Raw genomic sequence first — 21,469 nt, forward strand, 5'->3', positions numbered from 1 at the left:
AAATAACGAATTCAAGGAATTAAGATGCTTTGGTCGTTTATCGCTGTCTGCCTGTCCGCATGGCTGTATGTGGACGCCTCCTATCGCGGGCCAGCCTGGCAACGCTGGGTTTTTAAGCCCGTCACGTTATTACTGTTGCTGTTACTGGCCTGGCAAGCGCCGATGTTTGACGCCATCAGTTATCTTGTGTTGGCCGGGCTGTGCGCCTCGCTGGTCGGCGATGCGTTAACGCTCTTACCGCGTCAACGCCTGCTGTACGCCGTCGGGGCATTTTTCTTATCGCATCTGCTCTACACCATTTACTTTGCCAGCCAAATGACGTTGTCGTTCTTCTGGCCGCTGCCGCTGGCGTTACTGATAGTCGGCGCGTTGCTTATCGCCGTTATCTGGACGCGACTGGAGGAGCTACGCTGGCCGGTGTGTACTTTTATCGCCATGACTCTGGTCATGGTCTGGCTGGCGGGCGAACTGTGGTTCTTCCGCCCAACGGCGCCAGCCCTTTCGGCCTTTACCGGCGCGACGCTGCTGTTTATCGGCAATATCGTCTGGCTGGGTAGCCATTACCGCCGCCGTTTCCGGGCGGATAACGCGATTGCCGCCGCCTGCTACTTTGCCGGACACTTCCTGATTGTTCGCTCGCTGTACCTGTAAATAATAGCGCTTGACTCTGGAGTCGACTCCAGAGTGTATCCTCCGGTTAATGAGAAAATTATCATCAACCGGAGGACGTTATGTCGACCCCTGATACCGATGGCAAAAAAGTCCCGCCCTTTACCTCCTTCAGATTAGCCCCGGCAATACAGAAGGCCGATAGCTGCTGCTGCGAAGAACATTGCGCGTCCAGCGCGCCTGTTTCTACTGCCGTGGCAGGCACGCGCTATACCTGGAAAATCTCCGGCATGGACTGCGCCGCCTGCGCTCGAAAAGTGGAGAATGCGGTACGCCAAATTCGCGGCGTCAACCAGGCGCAAGTGCTGTTCGCCACCGAAAAGTTAGTGGTCGATGCCGACGCCGACCTCCGCGCGCAAATTGAACGCGCCGTACAGAAGGCGGGTTATACCTTGCGTAGCGAAGATTCGCGCGACGCCGCGCCTGAATCTCGTCTTAAAGAGAACCTGCCGCTTATTACGCTGATCATTATGATGGCGATAAGCTGGGGGCTGGAGCAATTTAACCACCCGTTCGGCCAACTGGCCTTTATCGTCACCACTCTGGTCGGTCTGTATCCTATTGCCCGCCAGGCGCTGCGGCTGATGAAAAGCGGCAGTTGGTTCGCTATTGAAACGCTGATGAGCGTCGCCGCCATTGGCGCGCTGTTTATTGGCGCGACGGCGGAGGCGGCAATGGTATTGCTGCTGTTCCTCATCGGCGAGCGCCTGGAAGGATGGGCCGCCAGCCGCGCCCGTAAAGGCGTCAGCGCGTTAATGGCGCTTAAACCGGAAACGGCGACCCGTCTGCGCGACGGCGTACGGGAAGAGGTCGCTATTAATACCCTGCGACCGGGCGATATTATCGAAGTCGCCGCCGGGGGGCGTTTACCCGCCGACGGTAAACTGGTTTCCGGTTTCGCCAGCTTTGATGAAAGCGCGCTCACCGGCGAGTCTATCCCAGTGGAGCGCGCAACGGGCGACAAAGTCCCGGCAGGCGCGACCAGCGTTGACCGTCTCGTCACCCTGGAGGTGCTATCTGAACCTGGCGCCAGCGCGATTGACCGTATCCTGACGCTGATTGAAGAGGCGGAAGAGCGCCGTGCGCCCATTGAGCGGTTTATTGACCGTTTCAGCCGCATCTATACGCCAGTCATTATGGTCATCGCGCTGCTGGTGACGCTTATTCCGCCGCTGATGTTCGATGGCGGCTGGCAGGAGTGGATTTATAAAGGGCTGACGCTGCTGCTCATCGGTTGCCCGTGCGCGCTGGTGATCTCCACGCCCGCGGCCATTACCTCCGGGCTGGCGGCGGCGGCACGGCGCGGCGCATTGATTAAAGGCGGCGCAGCGCTGGAGCAACTGGGCCGTATCACGCAGGTCGCCTTTGATAAAACCGGTACGTTGACCATCGGTAAACCACGGGTGACGGCGATTCATCCGGCAAGCGGTATCAGCGAGGCTGAACTGTTGGCGCTGGCGGCAGCCGTAGAACAAGGCGCTACGCACCCGCTGGCGCAGGCTATTGTCCGCGAAGCGCAGACACGCGATCTGGCGATCCCGACGGCGGAATCGCAGCGAACGCTGGCCGGCACCGGAATTGAAGCGCAGGTTAACGGCGAACGTATTCTGATTTGCGCGGCGGGAAAACAGCCTGCGGCAGCGTTTGCCGGGCAAATTAGCGAACTGGAAAACGCCGGGCAGACGGTGGTTCTGGTGCTGCGTAACGAGACCGTACTTGGCGTCCTCGCCCTCCAGGATACGTTGCGTGACGATGCGCGCGACGCCATCCGCGATCTGCATCAGTTAGGCGTTAACGGCGTGATTCTGACTGGCGATAACCCACGGGCGGCGGCAGCGATTGCCGGCGAGCTGGATCTGGCGTTTAAAGCCGGGCTACTGCCGGAAGACAAGGTGCGGGCAGTCACCGCCCTTAACCAACAAGCGCCGCTGGCAATGGTGGGCGACGGCATTAATGATGCGCCCGCGATGAAAGCCGCCAGTATCGGAATTGCGATGGGCAGCGGTACTGACGTCGCGCTGGAAACGGCTGACGCCGCCCTTACTCATAACCGTCTGCGCGGGTTAGCGCAGATGATTACGCTGGCGCGCGCTACCCACGCGAATATCCGGCAGAACATCACCATTGCGCTGGGGCTGAAAGCTATTTTCCTGGTGACGACGCTACTGGGTTTTACCGGGCTATGGCTGGCAATCCTGGCGGATACGGGAGCCACGGTATTGGTGACCGCCAATGCGCTACGTTTGCTGCGTAAAAACTAATCTTCTCCCACCCGGCGGCGTCGTGTCGCCGGGTTATCCCGCGATATTCCTTTCTTTGTACATATTATTCACGCGAAAATTATTTATTTTCTATTACTTATCAAACCATTAATCAGAAATAGCGTGATTTGATGTAAGGTTAATTTTTATCCAACCGATATTGATCATACCGTCTACAAAATAAGGAATGTTAGGCACTATGAAAAATATCAAAGTCATCACCGGCGTTATCGCGACGCTGGGCATATTTAGCGCCTTATTGCTGGTGACAGGAATACTGTTTTATTCCGCCGTCAGCAGCGATCGGCTGAATTTCCAGAATGCGAGCGCGCTGAGTTACCAACAACAGGAACTGGGCGGCAGTTTTCAGACATTGATCGAAACCCGCGTTACCATTAACCGCGTGGCGATACGCATGTTAAAAAATCAGCGCGATCCCGCCTCGCTGGACGCCATGAACACGCTGTTAACCAACGCTGGCGCGTCGCTCAACGAAGCGGAAAAGCATTTCAACAACTACGTGAACTCCGAAGCGATCGCAGGAAAAGATCCGGCGCTGGATGCCCAGGCCGAAGCCAGCTTTAAGCAGATGTATGACGTTTTGCAGCAGTCTATCCACTATCTTAAAGCCGATAATTACGCCGCCTATGGCAACCTTGACGCGCAAAAAGCGCAGGATGACATGGAGCAGGTATATGACCAGTGGCTCTCTCAAAATGCGCAATTAATAAAATTAGCCAGCGATCAGAATCAGAGCAGTTTTACCCAGATGCAATGGACGCTGGGGATAATTCTACTTATCGTGCTCATCGTACTGGCGTTTATCTGGCTGGGGCTGCAACGCGTTCTACTCCGCCCGCTGCAACGGATTATGGCGCACATTCAAACTATCGCCGACGGCGATCTTACCCATGAGATAGAGGCTGAAGGACGCAGTGAAATGGGTCAACTGGCCGCCGGTCTTAAAACGATGCAGCAGTCGTTAATCCGTACCGTCAGCGCGGTGCGCGATAACGCAGACTCTATCTATACTGGCGCAGGCGAAATTTCCGCCGGCAGCAGCGACCTCTCTTCCCGTACCGAACAGCAGGCCTCGGCGCTGGAGGAGACCGCCGCCAGCATGGAACAGTTAACCGCCACGGTACGGCAAAACACCGATAACGCACGACAGGCGACGGGTCTGGCGAAAACCGCATCAGAAACCGCGCGTAAAGGAGGACGCGTGGTGGATAACGTAGTGAACACCATGAACGATATCGCCGAAAGCTCGGAAAAAATCGTGGACATCACCAGCGTGATTGACGGTATCGCCTTCCAGACTAATATCCTGGCGCTGAACGCCGCGGTAGAAGCCGCCCGCGCCGGCGAACAGGGGCGAGGATTCGCGGTCGTGGCCGGAGAGGTACGCACGTTGGCCAGCCGTAGCGCGCAGGCCGCCAAAGAGATCAAAGTGCTGATTGAAAACTCCGTGTCGCGCATTGATACCGGCTCTACGCAGGTACGCGAAGCGGGAGAAACCATGAAAGAGATCGTCAACGCCGTGACTCGCGTGACCGATATTATGGGCGAAATCGCCTCTGCCTCCGATGAGCAAAGCAAAGGCATTGAGCAGGTGGCGCAGGCGGTATCGGAAATGGACAGCGTGACGCAGCAAAACGCCTCGCTGGTAGAGGAATCCGCAGCAGCGGCAGCGGCGCTGGAAGATCAGGCTAACGAACTTCGTCAGGCGGTCGCCGCGTTCCGCATCCAGAAACAGCCTCGTCGGGAGGCGTCGCCAACGCCGTTAAGCAAAGGTTTAACGCCACAGCCCGCCGCAGAACAGGCGAACTGGGAAAGCTTCTAATCAGAATGTTATCTGCCGTGCGGTTAATGCGCTTTACGCAATAAATAGCGGTACGGCAGACCCTCCGTCTCTTGCGCCAGCAAATCGTGTTCCATAAAGGTACAGAACCCCGGAATATCACGCGTTGTCGCCGGATCGTCGGCGATAATCAGCAATGTTTCGCCAGTTTGCATGTTGCGCACCGTTTTGCGCACCATCATTACCGGTTCAGGGCAACGCAGCCCCAGGGCGTCAAGCGTATGGTCAGGGGAGGAAAACAGATCGCTCATCTTCGTCTCAATGGTAGAAAAACGGCGATATTTTACGCCCATCTTCGTCAGTAAGCCAGGCAGGTTAACGATTGCGTGAAAATTAGCCATTGCAATGCCAGCGCAAAACAGTATTATGCGGCGGTTCTTTATTGGGTTCCCTCACCCCATCCAACAAAAAGGTCACAATATGACTCCGTTTACACAATCACAGCGCATAAAAGCGTTGTTCTGGCTATCGCTATTCCATTTACTGGTGATCATTTCCAGTAACTATCTGGTGCAGCTCCCCATCACTATTTTTGGTTTCCACACGACCTGGGGCGCGTTTAGTTTTCCTTTTATTTTTCTCGCCACCGATCTTACCGTGCGTATTTTTGGCGCACCGCTGGCGCGCCGCATTATCTTCGCCGTCATGATCCCCGCGCTGCTGGTGTCGTATGTGGTGTCATCGCTGTTCTATATGGGCGCCTGGCAAGGTTTCGCCGCGCTGGCGAACTTTAATCTGTTTGTCGCCCGTATCGCCGCCGCCAGCTTTATGGCCTACGCGCTGGGACAGATCCTTGATGTCCATGTGTTTAACCGCCTGCGCCAAAATCGTCGCTGGTGGCTGGCGCCGACCGCTTCAACGCTGTTTGGCAATATCAGCGATACCCTTGCCTTTTTCTTCATTGCGTTCTGGCGAAGCCCCGATGCCTTTATGGCCGAGCACTGGATGGAAATTGCGCTGGTGGATTATTGCTTTAAGGTGCTCATCAGCATTATTTTCTTCCTGCCGATGTACGGCGTTCTACTGAATATGTTGCTGAAAAAGCTGGCAGATAAATCTGAAATTTCCCCATTACCGGCAAGTTAAAGGTTCGTTTTCCGAGTTGTGATAAGATGAGCGAATGAGCCGTTATGGCCGTTTATCGAAAGGAAGAAGTCAATGCGCAATTTGGTTAAATATGCCGGTATTGGCCTGCTGGTTATGGGGCTTGCGGCCTGTGATAACAACGATACAAAAGCGTCGGCAGAAAGCGCCGCCGCAGAAAGCCAGGCCTCCGGTCAGCCCATCAGCCTGATGGATGGCAAACTCAGTTTCTCACTGCCGGCGGATATGACCGATCAAAGCGGTAAGCTGGGCACCCAGGCGAATAATATGCACGTTTATTCTGACCCGACGGGCCAGAAAGCGGTGATTGTTATCGTCGGCGATAATACCGATGAAGCGTTGCCGGTGCTGGCGAACCGCCTGCTTGAGCAACAGCGTAGCCGCGACCCGCAGCTTCAGGTCGTCACCAATAAGTCTATTGAGCTCAAAGGCCATACGTTGCAACAACTGGACAGCATTATCTCCGCGAAAGGCCAGACGGCGTACTCTTCCATCGTGCTGGGCAAAGTGGATAACCAATTGCTGACGATTCAGGTCACGCTGCCTGCGGACAATCAGCAAAAAGCGCAAACCACGGCTGAAAACATCATCAATACGTTAGTTATTAAGTAACCTTTACGATGATGATGCGGCCTCCGGCAGTGCAGACGGAGGCCGTTTTTTTAAGCGCCAGGTCAGCAATAACGCCATCGCTACCAGCCCGGCTGCCGCCAGATAAATCACCGGCACGCCCGCCCAGGTCATCACCAGCCCCGCCAGCGGCCCGGTAACCCCCAAAGACATATCCATAAAGACGGTATAGGTCGCCAGCGCCGCGCCCTGGTTCTGCGGCGGCACGGCTTTGACGGCCACCACGCCCAGCGCCGGAAAGACCAGCGAAAACCCCATCCCCGTGAGTAAAACGCCGATTTTTGCCATCCACGGCATGGCTGCCGTTCCCACCAGTAACAGACCAATAATCTCCACGCCAAAGCAGATCATGGCGACATTCAACCCGCCTAAACGATTGATACCGTTAGGGAACAGCAAACGCGTGCCGACAAACGCGACGCTAAATAACGTGAGCGCAAAGGCGGCACCATCCCAGCCTTTAGCATCATAAAATAAGGTAATAAACGTCGCGATGACGCCAAACCCTGCCGAGGCCAGCGCCAACGCCATACCATACAGCCAGACACGCCCCAGCACCGCGCGAAACGGCAGCGGCTTGCCTTTGTTCGCCTTCACCGACGGACGTGGAAGGGCTAACAGTATCGCCAACAGCGCCACGCCCATCACCGTTAGCGCCAGCCCCTGTAACCCGCCCCAGGCATAACACAGCACGCCCAGCGGCGCGCCCATCGCCATTGCGCCGTAGGTGACGATACCGTTCCAGGAGATAACCCGACCAATATGCAACGACCCGACGACGCCGACGCCCCACAGTGTCGAACCGGTGCCGGCAAAACTTTGCCCAATCCCCAAAATCACGCGACCCAGCCCCAGTAGCAACAAACTGATCAGCGGCCAGGCGCTGGCGATATCCGCCAGCAGGTAGCCGAGTCCGCTTAAAAAACAGCCGCATAAGCCAAAGACAACGATTTTTTTCGGCCCTAATACATCCGCATACCGCCCGGCATGGGGACGGCTTAACAGAGTGGCGAAGTATTGCAGGCTGATAATAAGCCCCGCCCAGAACGCGCTGAATCCCATCGCATCATGTACATAGCCGGGCAAGACGGCGAGCGGCAGGCCGATGGTCAGGTAGCTGGCAAAGTTAAACATCACAATGGAGACAATACGCAGATTGAGGCGCAATCCGTTTAGCGCCGGTTCAGCGACGGGTTCGGGCATGAGTATCACCGCATTTTTACAACATGTTTTCTTTTCTATCATGGCGCGCGGTGAAAATCAGTAGTGAGATTCAGATTATCGGTATCAGGGCAGCCGCTACACTTAGAAAAAAACACAACAAGGAAAACTTCATGGCAACCGCTCAACCCGACAAAACGGGTATGCATATTCTGCTGAAACTGGCCTCCCTGGTTATTATTCTCGCCGGGATTCATGCCGCGGCGGATATTATTGTACAACTCTTGCTGGCGCTCTTTTTTGCCATTGTTCTTAATCCATTAGTGACCTGGTTTATTCGTCGGGGCGTGAAGCGACCGCTGGCGATTACTATCGTGGTGGTCGTCATGCTGATCGTGCTTACCGCGCTGGTGGGTGTGCTTGCTGCATCGCTTAATGAATTTATCGCTATGCTGCCTAAATACAGCAAGGAGCTGACGCGTAAGGTCTTACACCTTCAGGAGTTAATGCCCTTCCTGAATTTACATATGTCGCCGGAACGTATGCTCCGCGGGATGGATTCCGATAAAATCATGCTCTTCACCACAACATTAATGACCGGCGTATCGGGCGCGATGGCAAGCATTGTGCTGCTGGTGATGACCGTGGTTTTTATGTTGTTTGAGGTGCGTCACGTGCCTTATAAATTACGTTTCGCGCTAAACAATCCACAAATCCATATTGCCGGCCTGCACCGCGCCCTGAAAGGTGTCTCGCATTATCTGGCGCTGAAAACGCTGCTCAGTCTATGGACGGGCGCGATTATCTGGCTGGGGCTGGCGTTAATGGATATTCAGTTTGCGCTAATGTGGGGCGTACTGGCCTTTTTGCTCAATTACGTTCCTAATATCGGCTCGGTGATTTCCGCCGTTCCCCCCATGATTCAGGCGCTGTTATTTAACGGCTTTTACGAGTGCGTACTGGTCGGCGCGCTCTTTTTGGTGGTCCATATGGTGATTGGCAACATTATGGAGCCACGCATGATGGGCCATCGTCTGGGAATGTCCACGCTGGTGGTATTTCTTTCGTTATTGGTCTGGGGATGGCTATTAGGCCCGGTCGGGATGCTCTTGTCTGTTCCTTTGACCAGCGTCTGCAAAATCTGGATGGAAACCACTAAAGGCGGCAGCAAACTGGCGATCTTACTGGGGCCAGGCCGACCGAAAAGCCGTTTACCGGGATGAGGCGACAGATGCTACAATCTCCTCTTCTTCATAGGCAACGTTGGTCCTGATATGTACCAGGTCGTTCTGGGAAAAGTGTCAACATTAAGCGCAGGTCAATTGCCCGACGCGTTAATCGCTCAGGCGCCGCAGGGCTTTCGCCGGGCAAGCTGGCTGGCCGGGCGCGTGCTGCTTTCCCGTGCGCTCTCGCCGTTACCGGAGATGGTGTATGGCGAACAGGGTAAACCGGCTTTTTCCGCCGGAACGCCGCTGTGGTTTAACCTCAGCCATAGCGGCGACACTATTGCTCTGTTGCTTAGCGACGAAGGTGAAGTCGGCTGCGATATTGAAGTGATCCGCCCGCGCGATAACTGGCGTTCGCTGGCAAATGCGGTATTCAGCCTCGGCGAACATGCTGAAATGGAAGCGGAACGTCCGGAGCGACAACTGGCGGCCTTCTGGCGTATCTGGACGCGTAAAGAAGCCATCGTAAAACAACGCGGCGGCAGCGCCTGGCAAATCGTCAGCGTGGACAGCACGTTGCCCTCTGCCTTGTCGGTCAGCCAGTGTCAGCTCGATACGCTCAGTCTGGCAGTCTGTACCCCCACACCGTTTACGCTGACGCCGCAGACGATAACAAAAGCGTTATGACACATTAATTTTTCCCTCTGGCGGCGGACGTGTGTTACAAAATGCGGAGCTTCCCATGCGCCGACGCGCCATACCAAAAGGTTTAAGTCAGATGCAACGTGTCACCATCACCCTCGATGACGATTTACTGGAAACGCTGGACAGCCTGAGCCAGCGACGCGGCTATAACAATCGCTCCGAAGCGATCCGTGATATTCTGCGCGGCGCTCTGGCGCAGGAGGCCACCCAGGAACACGGTACACAAGGTTTCGCCGTACTTTCATATGTTTATGAACATGAGAAACGGGATTTAGCCAGCCGCATCGTCTCCACCCAGCATCATCATCATGATTTATCCGTCGCCACGCTGCACGTCCATATCAACCACGATGACTGTCTGGAGATCGCCGTTCTGAAGGGCGATATGGGCGACGTACAGCATTTTGCCGATGATGTTATCGCCCAGCGCGGCGTGCGCCACGGCCACTTGCAGTGTTTGCCGAAAGAAGACTAACGCCCCAGCGCCTTACCGGGGGCGCTTCGCTTGCCCGGCCTACGCTCGCACGTCTGTCGTTTGTAGGCCGGATGAGGCGCAGCCGTCCTCCGGCAATAATGTTTACGCCATTGTGCCAATCGTTTTTCTGAAGCGTAACAGCGCTATCAGGAAGAACACGCCGCCTATCGCCAGCAGGGTCAGGAACTGCGGCCAGACGATGCTCAAACCTGCGCCGCGATAAAGAATAGCCTGGGCAAGGCTGACAAAATGCGTCGTCGGCATGGTCAGCATAATATCCTGCACCGCCTGCGGCATACTTTCGCGCGGCGTGGAACCGCCGGAAAGCATTTGTAGCGGTAACAGTACCAGAATCATTAATAACCCCAGTTGCGGCATCGAACGGGCGATGGTGCCCATAAAAATCCCAATTGAAGTGGTGGCGAACAGGCTCAGCGCCACGCCCAACATAAACAATGGGATCGATCCTTCAATCGGTACGCCAAGTACGCCTTTCACCATCAGCATCAAAGACAAACCGGAAACCACCAGCACGACCAGCCCCATCGACCATACTTTTGCCATCATGATCTCAAAGGGCGTGACCGGCATCACCAACAGATGCTCTACCGTGCCGTGTTCTCGCTCGCGGATCAGCGCCGATCCGGTCAGCACTATCGCCAGCATGGTAATGTTGTTGATAATCGCCATCACGCCGCCAAACCACGCCGGGTCCAGATTCGGGTTAAAGCGCATCCGAATCTCCAGCGACACCGGCTGAACGTTATCTCCCCGCGCGCGCGCCACAAAGCTGTTGACCTCGCCGCTAATAATATTCTGGATATAACTGTTGCCGGTAAACGCCTGGCTCATGCGCGTCGCATCGACGTTAACCTGAATATCAGGCTGACGTCCGGCCAGCACATCACGCTGGAAATTCGGCGGAATATTGACCGCAAAGGTATAGCGTCCGGCATCCAGTCCGGCATCCATTTCCGTTGCCGTAATCATCTCCGGCGGCAGAAACCACGGGCGGTAAAAACTATTCACAATACGGTTCGACAACTGCGACTGATCCATATCGGCGATGGCGATAGGGGCAAGATGCAACGAACCGGGCAGGACGGTAGCGGAGGAGTAAACCGAAATCGTAAAGGCGAAGACGATCAGCGCCAGCATCGCTTTGTCGCCCAGCAGACTGCGCAGTTCTTTGACGCCGAGGTTATAAATATTACGTAATCCGCGCATTACCCCTCCTGTTTTTTCAGCAGCAAAATGCTCAGACCCATCACCACCGGGACGGCAATCAGTAACGGCATAAATAACGGCCAGAGATCGGACAGATCCAACGCTTTGGAAAACGTCCCGCGCGCGATCGTCAGAAAATGGCTGGTCGGGTAGATCTCGCCGATCCATCTTCCCGGTCCTTCCAGCGAAGCCACCGGATCGATCATGCCGGAAAATTGTGTTGCCGGAATGAGGGTAATAATCGACGTCCCAAAAATAGCGGCGATTTGGCTCTTCATAAACGTAGAGATCAGCAGCCCCAGACCGGTGGCGATGATGACGTAAAGTAGCGCCGCGAGGGTAAGCGTGAGAAAGCTGCCTTTCAGCGGCACGCCGAACACAAAGACCGACAGCGCGCACAGTAGCAAGAAGTTCAGCATACCCAGCGCGATATACGGCAGTTGTTTACCCAGCAAAAATTCGCTGCGCGTCGTCGGCGTTACGTACAGATTAATCATCGACCCCAGCTCTTTCTCCCGCACCACGCTCAGGGCGCTAAGCATTGACGGGATCATCATGAGCAGCAGCGGAATGACCGCCGGAACGATAGCGGGCAGACTTTTCACATCCGGGTTATAACGATAGCGCGTTTCAATGTTGAGCAGCCCGGTCTGTTTAACCGGGTTCGGCTGACGACTTGCCGCCTCCTGCAGCCAGCTTTGGTGCATCGCCTGAACGTACCCCTTCACCGTCTCGGCGCGGCTGGGCATGGCGCCATCCACCCAGACGCCAATCTGCGCTGGCGTACCGCGAGCAATATCGCGGCCAAAATTAGGCGGGATCTCAATGGCAACCGCCAACTCTCCCGAACGCATCCGCCGGTCAAGCTCGTCATAGCTGGCGAGCGGCGGCTGTTCGATAAAATAGCGCGATCCCGCCAGATTGAGCGACCATGCCTGGCTGCTGACGGTTTGATCGCGGTCGAGTACGGCAAAACGCAGGTTCTCCACGTCCATACTGATGCCATAGCCCATAATCAGCATCAGAATTACCGTTCCCAGCAGCGCCAGCGTCGAGCGTACCGGATCGCGGCGTAGCTCCAGCGCTTCGCGGCGACTGTAGCTGAACAAACGCCGGAAGCTCAATCCCTGCCGCGACGGTTTACCTGACGCGGCGGGCGTCTGGGATGGCGGTATTGGGGTTTCAGGAGCCGCTCCCGCAGCTTCCTGTAGCCAGGAAATAAACGCCGCCTCCAGATTGGCCGCGCCCCGCTGTTGCACCAATTCCTGCGGCGTACCGCTGGCGAGCACTTTACCGGCGTGCATCAATGACATTCGGTCGCAACGTTCCGCTTCGTTCATAAAATGGGTCGAGATAAAAATCGTCACCTTATCCTGACGCGAAAGATCGACCATAAGCTGCCAGAACATATCCCTGGCGACCGGATCAACGCCGGACGTTGGCTCATCAAGAATCAGCATTTCCGGGCGATGGATCACCGCTACCGCCAGCGATAAACGCTGGCGGATACCGAGCGGCAACGAAGCGGGGAGCGTATCTTCCACCTCCGTTAGCATAAAGCGTTCGATCATCTGCGCGACGCGCGCCGGGATCTCCGCTGGCGGAATATGAAACAGGCGGGCATGAAGTTCCAGATTCTGCCGCACGGTGAGTTCGTTATAGAGCGAAAAAGCCTGCGACATATACCCGACCCGGCGACGGGTATCGATGTCGTTCGGGTCTACTGGCTGGCCAAATAGCCAGGCCTGGCCTTCGCTGGCGGGAAGCAGACCGGTCAGCATTTTCATGGTGGTCGATTTGCCGCAACCGTTTGAACCGAGGAAGCCAAAAATCTCGCCGCGCGGAATACGGAAATTAACATGGTCAACCGCGACGAACTTACCGAAGCGCATGGTCAGATCTTTCGCCTCAATGGCAATCTCTTCCTGCTCAGCGTGATACGGCGGGATCACCACTGGCTTATGCGCCTGGCGCTGCGCTTCTGGCAACAGGGCGATAAACGCCTGTTCCAGCGTCGCGCTATGGGTTTTTGCCCGCAGTTGCTGCGCGCTGCCGGTTGCCAGTATCTCGCCCGCATTCATCGCCACCAGCCAGTCAAAACGCTCCGCCTCTTCCATATAGGCCGTTGCGACCAACACGCTCATATTGGTCTGCCGTTGGCGGATACTGTCGATTAAGTCCCAGAACTGAGCGCGGGAGAGCGGGTCCACGCCGGTGGTAGGCTCATCAAGAATCAGCAATTCCGGGTCATGAATCAGCGCACAGCACAACCCCAGCTTTTGTTTCATCCCACCGGACAGCTTCCCGGCAGGACGGTCACGAAACGGCGCCAGGCCGGTGCTGTTCAGCAGCTCGGTAATACGCGCTTCGCGTTCAGCTTTGTCATGACCAAAGAGACGAGCGAAAAAATCGACGTTCTCATAAACCGATAGCGTGTGATAAAGGTTTTTCCCCAGCCCCTGCGGCATCCAGGCGATGCGCGGACAGACATCGCGGCGATGTTTCGCATCGCGCATATCGCCGCCCAGGACGATAACGTTCCCTTGCTCAATCACCCGCGCGCCAGAAATCAGCGACAGCAGGCTCGACTTACCCACCCCGTCCGGACCAATCAGCCCGACCATACTACGGGCGGGAATGTCCAGCGTGATATTGTTCAGCGCGACCGTTTTTCCGTAATGCTGGCTCACCCCATCAAGCTGCGCCACGGGAGGAACAGGCACCAGCGTCAGCGACGTCATTGCGACAACCTCACGCTTAGAGCGTCAGGCCAGGGCACGCGCTCATCCAGACGAACCCAGGCCATTCCCGGCAAACCGGTTTTGACATATTCCAGATGCTGTCGCAGTAGCTCTGGCGGAATACGCGCTTTGACACGGAACATCAGCTTTAACCGTTCATCGTGGGTTTCCACGGTTTTGGGTGTGAACTGCGCCACGCTGGCGACAAAACTGATCGTCGCCGGAATACGCAGATCCGGCGCGGCGTCCAGCACCAGTCGCGCTTCGCCGCCGATCTTCAACAACCCCGCCTGTTCGGTCGGCAGGAAAAATGTCATATAAACATCGCTGAGATCGACCATGTTCAACACCCGGCCGCCAGCCGATAACACTTCGCCCGGCTCCGCAACGCGGTACTGCACGCGTCCATCGCGCGGCGCTTTTAATTCGCTGTCGTCGATGTCGGCGACAATACGCCGCTCGGTCGCCTGCGCCGCTTCCACGCGCGTTTGCGCCTGGATAATACTGGTACGCGCCGCCTCAATCGCCGCTTTTGCCGCAGATACCTGCGCTTTGGCGGTCTCGAGGGCGGCGCGCGCGCTTTCCGCCGCCGCACGATCGTCATCTAACTGTTGTACAGATACCGCGCCACGCTGCGACAGCGAACGGGAACGCACGTGACGTTTAGAGACGGAGTCCAGCTCAGCTTCCCGCTGTTTGACGACCGACTGCGCGGCGCGCATTTCACTCTGGCGTTGCTCCAGCAAGGCGCGGGCGGCGGCAACTGCGCTCTCGGCCTCTTTAATCTGCGCAATAGCCTCCAGCCGCTGCTCCTGCAATACGCGGGTATCCATTTTCGCCAGCACCTCGCCCTGACGAACGAACTGCCCTTCCGAAACGAGGATGGTATCAATACGCCCGGCAATCTTAGTGGCAATATCCACTTCGGTGGCTTCAATTCTGCCGTTGCTGGCGGCAAATCCCTCCGGTATTCCCGCAGGGCGCAGCATCCACCAGGCTATCGCGGCCACCGCCACAAGAATCCCCGCTCCCCACCACACCAGATGACGCTTCATTTTGTCCATAATCGACCCGCCGTAATCCCTGTTGTCTAACCATGCGTGTCACAAAGTCCGCCGGGCGTGCGCTCAGCGGGGGTTTCCATTCGGGATAAGAATGAAAAAAGAAAAGGGGCCAGACGACGAACAGACGCCGATGAAGCGCTCGCCGTCAAAGGGAGTGAATGATGTAGGTACCCGGAAAAGAGGGAGTAATGTTGTCATCATCAGCGTTCCTGGCCGTAAATGAAACACGCATACTCATAACTGCTATAAATCGATACTAACACCTCTGTCCGGGATGTCTATTCGCTTATTGTTTGTAATGGTACTTAGCGTTTTGCCGCCAAATCCTGCGCGCAGGCCCAGGCGCTCGACCACGCCCACTGGAAGTTATAGCCGCCCAACCAGCCGGTGACGTCCATCACTTCGCCGATAAAATAGAGACCCGGCACGCGGCGCGCTTCCATAGTCCGCGATGATAGTTCGTTTGTATCCACGCCGCCCAGCGTCACTTCCGCTGTCCGATAGCCTTCGGTGCCGTTAGGCTGCACTTGCCAGGCCGTAAGCGTGTCAACCAACGCCTGCTGGTCACGAACGTTCAACTGCCTGAGCGATACATCCGGGATGTGCCCCAACTGTTGTAAACACTCCACCAACCGTTTCGGCAGATGCATCGCCAGCGTGTTCTTCAGACTCTGGTTCGGGTGCGCGTTACGCTGTTCATTGAGAACGTCTTCCAGCAAGAGGTCCGGCAATAAGTTAATGCTCACTAACTCGCCCGGTTGCCAGTAGCTGGAAATCTGTAAAACAGCGGGGCCGGACAGCCCACGATGGGTAAAAAGTAGGTTTTCCCGAAATACCGTGCCATTGCGGGCGGTAATTACGCAGGGCACAGAGACGCCAGACAGCGTCTGGAGCTGTTCTAACAGCGGCTTATGTAGCGTAAAGGGCACCAGCCCGGCGCGCGTCGGCAACACCTTGAGACCAAACTGTTCGGCGATTTTATAGCCAAACGGTGATGCGCCAAGCCCCGGCATCGACAGGCCGCCGCTGGCAATCACCAGCTTTTGCGTAGTCACCGTCTCGCCGTTCAGCGCCAGTATGAAACCCGACTCATCACGCTCGACGCTCAGTACCTCGCTACGCAGGCGCATCGTTACGCCGCCTTTGTCGCACTCGGCAACCAGCATATCGACAATGCGTTGGGCGGAATCATCGCAAAAAAGCTGTCCCAGCGTTTTCTCATGCCAGGCTATCCCATACCTGCCGACCAGATCGATAAAATCCCACTGGGTATAGCGGGCTAACGCTGATTTACAAAAATGGGGGTTCTGGCTCAAATACGCAGCAGGCTCAACATAAAGATTAGTAAAGTTGCAGCGCCCACCGCCGGACATGAGGATTTTACGTCCTGGCTTCTTGCCATTATCGATGAGCAGCACGCGGCTACCCGCCTGTCCTGCCTGCGCGGCGCAAAACATGCCCGCTGCGCCAGCGCCTATAATAACGGCATCAAACCTTTCCACGTCGCCTTCCTCTCTCAAATTCGGGCGGGAATTGTAAAGTTTCCTCAGTGGTCGCACCAGCGCGAAAAGCGCCTGAAAATGGTATTTATCTGAAATATATAAGATAATTCTTTAGTGATATCAAACAAAGCACGAAGTACATCAAAAAAAGTCTATATTTCACTTTGCCCGCGCCGCCAAAGTCACTGATAATGCGCCGCGTTCATGTCCTCAAAATGGCGTAACGTCCTATGCTACATTTGTTTGCTGGCCTGGATTTACATACCGGGCTTTTATTATTGCTTGCTCTGGCTTTTGTGCTGTTCTACGAAGCGATTAACGGCTTCCATGACACAGCCAATGCAGTCGCAACCGTGATTTACACCCGTGCGATGCGTTCGCAGCTGGCGGTTGTCATGGCGGCGGTGTTTAACTTTTTTGGCGTTTTGCTGGGGGGTCTCAGCGTGGCGTATGCCATTGTGCATATGCTACCGACGGATCTCCTGCTCAACATGGGTTCCGCGCACGGCCTCGCTATGGTCTTTTCCATGTTGCTGGCGGCGATTATCTGGAACCTCGGTACCTGGTATTTCGGGTTGCCGGCGTCCAGTTCCCACACGCTGATTGGCGCCATTATCGGCATCGGTTTAACTAATGCGATGATGACCGGCACGTCAGTGGTGGATGCGCTTAACATCCCGAAAGTTATCAATATTTTCGGTTCACTCATTATCTCCCCTATTGTCGGTCTGGTATTCGCCGGCGGTCTGATTTTCTTGCTGCGCCGCTACTGGAGCGGTACTAAGAAACGCGCCCGTATCCACCTGACGCCAGCCGAACGTGAAAAGAAAGACGGCAAGAAAAAGCCGCCGTTCTGGACGCGTATCGCGCTGATCCTCTCAGCTATCGGCGTGGCGTTTTCGCATGGCGCGAACGATGGTCAGAAAGGCATTGGCCTGGTCATGCTGGTGCTGATTGGCGTCGCGCCTGCGGGTTTCGTGGTCAATATGAATGCCTCCAGCTACGAAATCACCCGTACGCGCGATGCTATCAACAATGTCGAAACGTACTTTGAGCAGCGTCCTGACCTGCTGAAAGCCGTCACCGGCGTTGACCAACTGATTCCCTCTCCGGAGCCGGGCGCGACTGAACCGACTGAATTCCACTGCCATCCGGCTAACACCATTAACGCGCTTAACCGTGCGAAAGGGATGCTGGCAAACGTGGAAAGCTACGACAAGTTAAGCGTTGAACAGCGTAGCCAGTTGCGTCGCATTATGCTGTGCATTTCCGACACGACCGACAAAGTCGTGAAATTGCCTGGTGTAAGCAGCGATGACCAGCGCCTGCTGAAAAAGCTGAAGACCGATATGTTAAGCACCATTGAGTATGCGCCGGTGTGGATCATTATGGCAGTGGCGTTGGCGCTGGGTATTGGTACGATGATCGGCTGGCGTCGCGTGGCGACCACTATCGGCGAGAAAATTGGTAAAAAAGGCATGACGTATGCGCAGGGAATGTCGGCGCAGATGACGGCGGCAGTCTCTATCGGTCTTGCCAGCTACACCGGTATGCCAGTTTCTACCACTCACGTCCTCTCCTCTTCAGTGGCGGGAACCATGGTCGTTGATGGCGGCGGGTTGCAGCGTAAAACCGTGACCAGCATTCTGATGGCCTGGGTATTTACGTTACCGGCGGCGATTATTCTTTCCGGCGTGCTGTACTGGCTTTCCCTGAAGATTATTTAAGCCAAATGGGCCGGATAGCGCTGTCGCTAATCCGGCCTGTCAGAATGAAGCAACACAGGCCTGACAGGCCGCTACAAGCGGCGTCATCCGGGAGGCTTATCTAACACAAGCGGGTCAGGAAACTGGCCCGCTTTTTTTATTCAGTGCCAAATCATGAGCGCAATCAAGCTCACCACCACCAAACCGCATAACGCGCTGGTCAGCAGAAACTGGCGGCGCACGCGTTCACAACGGCGAATAAATTCTTCATCATGATGATCGCGATAGCGCTGAGCGTAGATATACCATACCAGGCGCACCTGTTTGTTGGGCTGACCATGCGTGGTAAAGAAGCCGCCGCCATCGACATATTGATAGAGCAAAGGATCGCAACCACGAAGTACCACTAACAGTGCGCGTAGCGATGAGAAATAGCGCGCCATATTAACAATGCAAACGACACATAAAGCCCAGAATAGTGAGACGGTGCTTATCATATCTCCTCCCCGGCGACCCGCCCACGGAGTTCCTCTCCGGGACTACCGCTCCCCGATACCCTGCCAGACAATCAGTGAAAGAGTACTACGAAAGCCGTCCATATTAGCGCTCCGCATTCGAACGGCTCTTATACACATTGTAGGAGATCAGTTAATTTTTTTACCAGAAGGTTAATCACTATCAATGCAATTCCCTGAAAATTTTGTTTAACTAGCTGGCAAGCAAGGCAGATTGACGGATTATCCTGGTCGCTATAATGTAAGGATAGTTATGGTAAACGGCTGAGCTAGCCCCGCGCATAGAGTTCGCAGGACGCGGGTGACGCGGCGGCATAAGAAACGCCAGTAGCTCAATGGTCATCGACAACTTATGGAAGGAGTAACACTATGGCTTATAAACACATTCTTATCGCAGTTGATCTCTCCCCGGAAAGTAAAGTTCTGGTTGAAAAAGCGGTCTCTATGGCGCGCCCCTACAACGCGAAAATCTCCCTCATCCACGTTGACGTGAATTATTCAGACCTGTACACCGGTCTGATTGACGTCAATCTGGGCGATATGCAGAAACGTATCTCCGAAGAAACCCACCACGCGCTGACCGAGCTGTCTACCAACGCTGGCTACCCTATCACTGAAACCCTGAGCGGTAGCGGCGATTTGGGCCAGGTGCTGGTTGACGCCATCAAGAAATACGATATGGATCTGGTCGTTTGCGGTCATCACCAGGACTTCTGGAGCAAACTGATGTCTTCTGCGCGCCAGCTGATCAACACCGTTCACGTTGACATGCTGATTGTTCCGCTGCGCGACGAAGAAGAGTAATACTTGCCGTGCCGGCTGGCGGCTAAGACCGCATCTGGTCTATAGTCAATCAGGTTGGCCTGAACCATCAGGCAAATTCCGGCTCTCAACAACAACGCCCGCTTAGGTGGGCGTTTTGTTTATCCCCCCTTCTTCGCAGTGCTCAGTACATCATTCCATCACACCAAACATAATTAGTGTGATCCACTAATTAGTTTGCGTATCATTTGTATAATAACCTATTGATCAGGCTAATAACCGCAGTCTATATCAGGGTAAGTCTTTTCGGCGCGTTTTGATATACGCGCTCATACGTTTCGGGATGGCATTAAAAGGCGAAGGAATATGAATACAACTGCACCTACGGGCTTGCTGCAGCAACCTCGTCCATTCTTCATGATCTTTTTTGTAGAATTATGGGAACGATTTGGCTATTACGGCGTCCAGGGCATCCTGGCGGTCTTTTTCGTTAAACAATTGGGTTTTTCTCAGGAACAGGCCTTTATTACCTTTGGCGCTTTTGCGGCGCTGGTTTATGGCCTGATCTCCATCGGCGGCTATGTTGGCGACCATCTGTTAGGGACTAAACGCACCCTGGTCCTGGGCGCGATTGTGCTGGCGATTGGCTATTTTATGACCGGCATGTCGCTATTAAATCCCGATCTGATTTTTATCGCATTGGGTACGATTGCCGTGGGCAACGGGTTATTTAAAGCCAATCCCGCCAGCCTGCTCTCTAAATGCTATCAGCCTAAAGATCCCCGGCTGGATGGCGCTTTCACCCTGTTTTATATGTCGATTAACATCGGTTCTTTGTTATCGCTATCGCTGGCGCCGGTGATTGCCGATAAATTTGGCTATGCGGTGACCTATAATCTGTGCGGCGCTGGTTTAATTGTTGCGCTTCTGGTGTACTTCGCCTGCCGTGGCATGGTGAAAAATATCGGTTCTGAACCGGATCATAAACCGCTACGTTTTCGCAATTTGCTGCTGGTACTGCTCGGCACCATCGTCATGATTTTCCTCTGCGCCTGGCTGATGCACAACGTTAAGATTGCCAATCTGGTGCTCATCATCCTTTCTATCGTCGTCACTATTTTCTTCTTTCGCGAAGCGTTTCGTCTGGATAAAACCGGCCGCAATAAAATGTTCGTGGCGTTTATTCTGATGATTGAAGCCGTGCTGTTTTACATTCTGTATGCGCAGATGCCTACCTCGCTGAACTTCTTTGCGATTAATAACGTGCATCATGAAATTCTTGGATTCGCCATTAACCCGGTGAGTTTTCAGGCGCTGAACCCATTCTGGGTGGTCGTCGCCAGTCCGGTACTGGCAGCGATTTACACCCGACTGGGTAGCAAAGGCAAAGATCTGACTATGCCGATGAAGTTTACGCTTGGCATGTTCCTCTGCGCGCTGGGTTTTCTGACCGCCGCCGCCGCCGGGATGTGGTTTGCCGATGCGCAAGGATTGACGTCGCCGTGGTTTATCGTGCTGGTGTATCTGTTCCAGAGTCTGGGCGAGCTGCTGATTAGCGCGCTGGGGCTGGCAATGGTCGCCGCTCTGGTGCCGCAGCATCTGATGGGCTTTATTCTGGGAATGTGGTTCCTGACCCAGGCCGCCGCCTTCCTGCTCGGCGGTTATGTGGCGACCTTCACTGCCGTACCGGAAAACATCACCGATCCGTTGCAGACGCTGCCAATTTATACCGGCGTCTTTAGCAAAATTGGTCTGGTAACGCTGGCGGTCACCGTGGTGATGGCCATTATGGTGCCGTGGTTAAACCGAATGATTAATACGCCAGATACCGAACAGTAATACTCAGTGCCGGATGCGGCTTACGCCTTATCCGGCCTACAAATAATTGAGAATCGTAGGCCCGATAAGCGCAACGCCATC

The 21,469-nt window shown here is 55.0% G+C and carries 18 protein-coding genes; 11 read left to right on the top strand and 7 right to left on the bottom strand.

What is annotated here, in order from left to right; translation table 11 throughout:
• Positions 1–24 precede the first annotated feature (24 nt).
• The 3 genes from NA389_RS14370 to tcp all read left to right on the top strand — a co-directional run bounded on the left by NA389_RS14370 (position 25) and on the right by tcp (position 4,773).
• Positions 25–651, top strand: a complete 627-nt coding sequence (locus tag NA389_RS14370; RefSeq protein WP_000964735.1) for a lysoplasmalogenase — start codon at positions 25–27, stop codon at positions 649–651.
• Between the two features lie 80 nt (positions 652–731).
• Positions 732–2,930 (top strand): Zn(II)/Cd(II)/Pb(II) translocating P-type ATPase ZntA, encoded by a 2,199-nt coding sequence (zntA, locus tag NA389_RS14375; RefSeq protein ID WP_000106655.1) that lies wholly within the window; start codon positions 732–734, stop codon positions 2,928–2,930.
• A 199-nt stretch (positions 2,931–3,129) separates the two neighbouring features.
• Positions 3,130–4,773, top strand: coding sequence for a methyl-accepting chemotaxis citrate transducer (tcp, locus tag NA389_RS14380; RefSeq protein WP_000789678.1), 1,644 nt, complete (start codon positions 3,130–3,132; stop codon positions 4,771–4,773).
• A gap of 23 nt (positions 4,774–4,796) precedes the next feature.
• On the opposite strand, the gene tusA is transcribed toward tcp, so the two are convergent.
• Positions 4,797–5,042, bottom strand: coding sequence for a sulfurtransferase TusA (gene tusA, locus NA389_RS14385; protein WP_001541054.1), 246 nt, complete (start codon positions 5,040–5,042; stop codon positions 4,797–4,799).
• A 169-nt stretch (positions 5,043–5,211) separates the two neighbouring features.
• Between tusA and NA389_RS14390 the strand changes: the two genes are divergently transcribed.
• On the top strand, positions 5,212–5,877 hold the full coding sequence (locus tag NA389_RS14390; RefSeq protein ID WP_001531644.1) for a 7-cyano-7-deazaguanine/7-aminomethyl-7-deazaguanine transporter: 666 nt from the start codon (positions 5,212–5,214) through the stop codon (positions 5,875–5,877).
• Between the two features lie 72 nt (positions 5,878–5,949).
• On the top strand, positions 5,950–6,507 hold the full coding sequence (locus tag NA389_RS14395) for a DcrB family lipoprotein (RefSeq protein ID WP_001245277.1): 558 nt from the start codon (positions 5,950–5,952) through the stop codon (positions 6,505–6,507).
• A 3-nt stretch (positions 6,508–6,510) separates the two neighbouring features.
• Here the strand turns inward: NA389_RS14395 and NA389_RS14400 are convergent, their stop codons facing one another.
• Positions 6,511–7,770, bottom strand: a complete 1,260-nt coding sequence (locus NA389_RS14400; protein WP_077905455.1) for an MFS transporter — start codon at positions 7,768–7,770, stop codon at positions 6,511–6,513.
• Positions 7,771–7,859: 89 nt separating this feature from the next.
• Here NA389_RS14400 and NA389_RS14405 point away from each other — a divergent pair, with 89 nt between their 5' ends.
• From NA389_RS14405 to nikR, 3 genes are all read left to right on the top strand, one after another.
• On the top strand, positions 7,860–8,909 hold the full coding sequence (locus NA389_RS14405; protein WP_000179588.1) for an AI-2E family transporter: 1,050 nt from the start codon (positions 7,860–7,862) through the stop codon (positions 8,907–8,909).
• A gap of 51 nt (positions 8,910–8,960) precedes the next feature.
• Positions 8,961–9,539 (top strand): 4'-phosphopantetheinyl transferase AcpT, encoded by a 579-nt coding sequence (gene acpT / locus NA389_RS14410; RefSeq protein WP_000285375.1) that lies wholly within the window; start codon positions 8,961–8,963, stop codon positions 9,537–9,539.
• Positions 9,540–9,630: 91 nt separating this feature from the next.
• The gene (nikR, locus tag NA389_RS14415; RefSeq protein ID WP_001190057.1) at positions 9,631–10,032 is read left to right on the top strand and encodes a nickel-responsive transcriptional regulator NikR; all 402 of its coding nucleotides are present in this window, start codon (positions 9,631–9,633) and stop codon (positions 10,030–10,032) included.
• A 102-nt stretch (positions 10,033–10,134) separates the two neighbouring features.
• On the opposite strand, the gene NA389_RS14420 is transcribed toward nikR, so the two are convergent.
• From NA389_RS14420 to NA389_RS14435, 4 genes are all read right to left on the bottom strand, one after another.
• Positions 10,135–11,259: an ABC transporter permease gene (locus NA389_RS14420; protein WP_001214750.1), complete on the bottom strand. Its 1,125-nt coding sequence runs from the start codon at positions 11,257–11,259 to the stop codon at positions 10,135–10,137.
• Positions 11,259–14,000 carry a ribosome-associated ATPase/putative transporter RbbA gene (rbbA, locus tag NA389_RS14425; RefSeq protein ID WP_000202916.1) on the bottom strand — a complete coding sequence of 914 codons (2,742 nt, stop codon included), beginning with the start codon at positions 13,998–14,000 and terminating at the stop codon, positions 11,259–11,261. Before rbbA ends, NA389_RS14420 begins: the two co-directional genes overlap by 1 nt.
• A complete protein-coding gene (locus NA389_RS14430; RefSeq protein WP_000359836.1) occupies positions 13,997–15,064 on the bottom strand; it encodes an HlyD family secretion protein in 1,068 nt (355 codons plus the stop codon). The genes rbbA and NA389_RS14430 overlap by 4 nt, the downstream gene beginning before the upstream one ends.
• 305 nt (positions 15,065–15,369) lie before the next feature.
• Positions 15,370–16,566: an NAD(P)/FAD-dependent oxidoreductase gene (locus NA389_RS14435; RefSeq protein ID WP_000439227.1), complete on the bottom strand. Its 1,197-nt coding sequence runs from the start codon at positions 16,564–16,566 to the stop codon at positions 15,370–15,372.
• A gap of 230 nt (positions 16,567–16,796) precedes the next feature.
• On the opposite strand from NA389_RS14435, the gene pitA reads away from it, so the two are divergent.
• Entirely contained in the window at positions 16,797–18,293 is a 1,497-nt protein-coding gene (gene pitA, locus NA389_RS14440; protein WP_000902764.1) for an inorganic phosphate transporter PitA, read from the top strand.
• A gap of 140 nt (positions 18,294–18,433) precedes the next feature.
• Here pitA and uspB read toward each other — a convergent pair whose 3' ends face one another.
• Entirely contained in the window at positions 18,434–18,769 is a 336-nt protein-coding gene (uspB, locus tag NA389_RS14445; RefSeq protein ID WP_000626193.1) for a universal stress protein UspB, read from the bottom strand.
• Between the two features lie 387 nt (positions 18,770–19,156).
• Between uspB and uspA the strand changes: the two genes are divergently transcribed.
• Positions 19,157–19,591, top strand: coding sequence for a universal stress protein UspA (uspA, locus tag NA389_RS14450; RefSeq protein ID WP_000323565.1), 435 nt, complete (start codon positions 19,157–19,159; stop codon positions 19,589–19,591).
• A 324-nt stretch (positions 19,592–19,915) separates the two neighbouring features.
• Positions 19,916–21,388, top strand: a complete 1,473-nt coding sequence (gene dtpB, locus NA389_RS14455; RefSeq protein WP_001098268.1) for a dipeptide/tripeptide permease DtpB — start codon at positions 19,916–19,918, stop codon at positions 21,386–21,388.
• Positions 21,389–21,469 lie beyond the last annotated feature (81 nt).

It is taken from the genome of Salmonella sp. NW645 (assembly GCF_051703725.1).
In the GTDB taxonomy this organism is placed as follows: Bacteria; Pseudomonadota; Gammaproteobacteria; order Enterobacterales; family Enterobacteriaceae; genus Salmonella; species Salmonella enterica.

Coding starts and splice junctions, on each gene's coding strand:
- NA389_RS14370 (WP_000964735.1), top strand. CDS start 25: ATGCTTTGGTCGTTTATCGCTGTCTGCCTGTCCGCATGGCTGTATGTG.
- zntA (WP_000106655.1), top strand. CDS start 732: ATGTCGACCCCTGATACCGATGGCAAAAAAGTCCCGCCCTTTACCTCC.
- tcp (WP_000789678.1), top strand. CDS start 3,130: ATGAAAAATATCAAAGTCATCACCGGCGTTATCGCGACGCTGGGCATA.
- tusA (WP_001541054.1), bottom strand. CDS start 5,042: ATGAGCGATCTGTTTTCCTCCCCTGACCATACGCTTGACGCCCTGGGG.
- NA389_RS14390 (WP_001531644.1), top strand. CDS start 5,212: ATGACTCCGTTTACACAATCACAGCGCATAAAAGCGTTGTTCTGGCTA.
- NA389_RS14395 (WP_001245277.1), top strand. CDS start 5,950: ATGCGCAATTTGGTTAAATATGCCGGTATTGGCCTGCTGGTTATGGGG.
- NA389_RS14400 (WP_077905455.1), bottom strand. CDS start 7,770: ATGATAGAAAAGAAAACATGTTGTAAAAATGCGGTGATACTCATGCCC.
- NA389_RS14405 (WP_000179588.1), top strand. CDS start 7,860: ATGGCAACCGCTCAACCCGACAAAACGGGTATGCATATTCTGCTGAAA.
- acpT (WP_000285375.1), top strand. CDS start 8,961: ATGTACCAGGTCGTTCTGGGAAAAGTGTCAACATTAAGCGCAGGTCAA.
- nikR (WP_001190057.1), top strand. CDS start 9,631: ATGCAACGTGTCACCATCACCCTCGATGACGATTTACTGGAAACGCTG.
- NA389_RS14420 (WP_001214750.1), bottom strand. CDS start 11,259: ATGCGCGGATTACGTAATATTTATAACCTCGGCGTCAAAGAACTGCGC.
- rbbA (WP_000202916.1), bottom strand. CDS start 14,000: ATGACGTCGCTGACGCTGGTGCCTGTTCCTCCCGTGGCGCAGCTTGAT.
- NA389_RS14430 (WP_000359836.1), bottom strand. CDS start 15,064: ATGGACAAAATGAAGCGTCATCTGGTGTGGTGGGGAGCGGGGATTCTT.
- pitA (WP_000902764.1), top strand. CDS start 16,797: ATGCTACATTTGTTTGCTGGCCTGGATTTACATACCGGGCTTTTATTA.
- uspB (WP_000626193.1), bottom strand. CDS start 18,769: ATGATAAGCACCGTCTCACTATTCTGGGCTTTATGTGTCGTTTGCATT.
- uspA (WP_000323565.1), top strand. CDS start 19,157: ATGGCTTATAAACACATTCTTATCGCAGTTGATCTCTCCCCGGAAAGT.
- dtpB (WP_001098268.1), top strand. CDS start 19,916: ATGAATACAACTGCACCTACGGGCTTGCTGCAGCAACCTCGTCCATTC.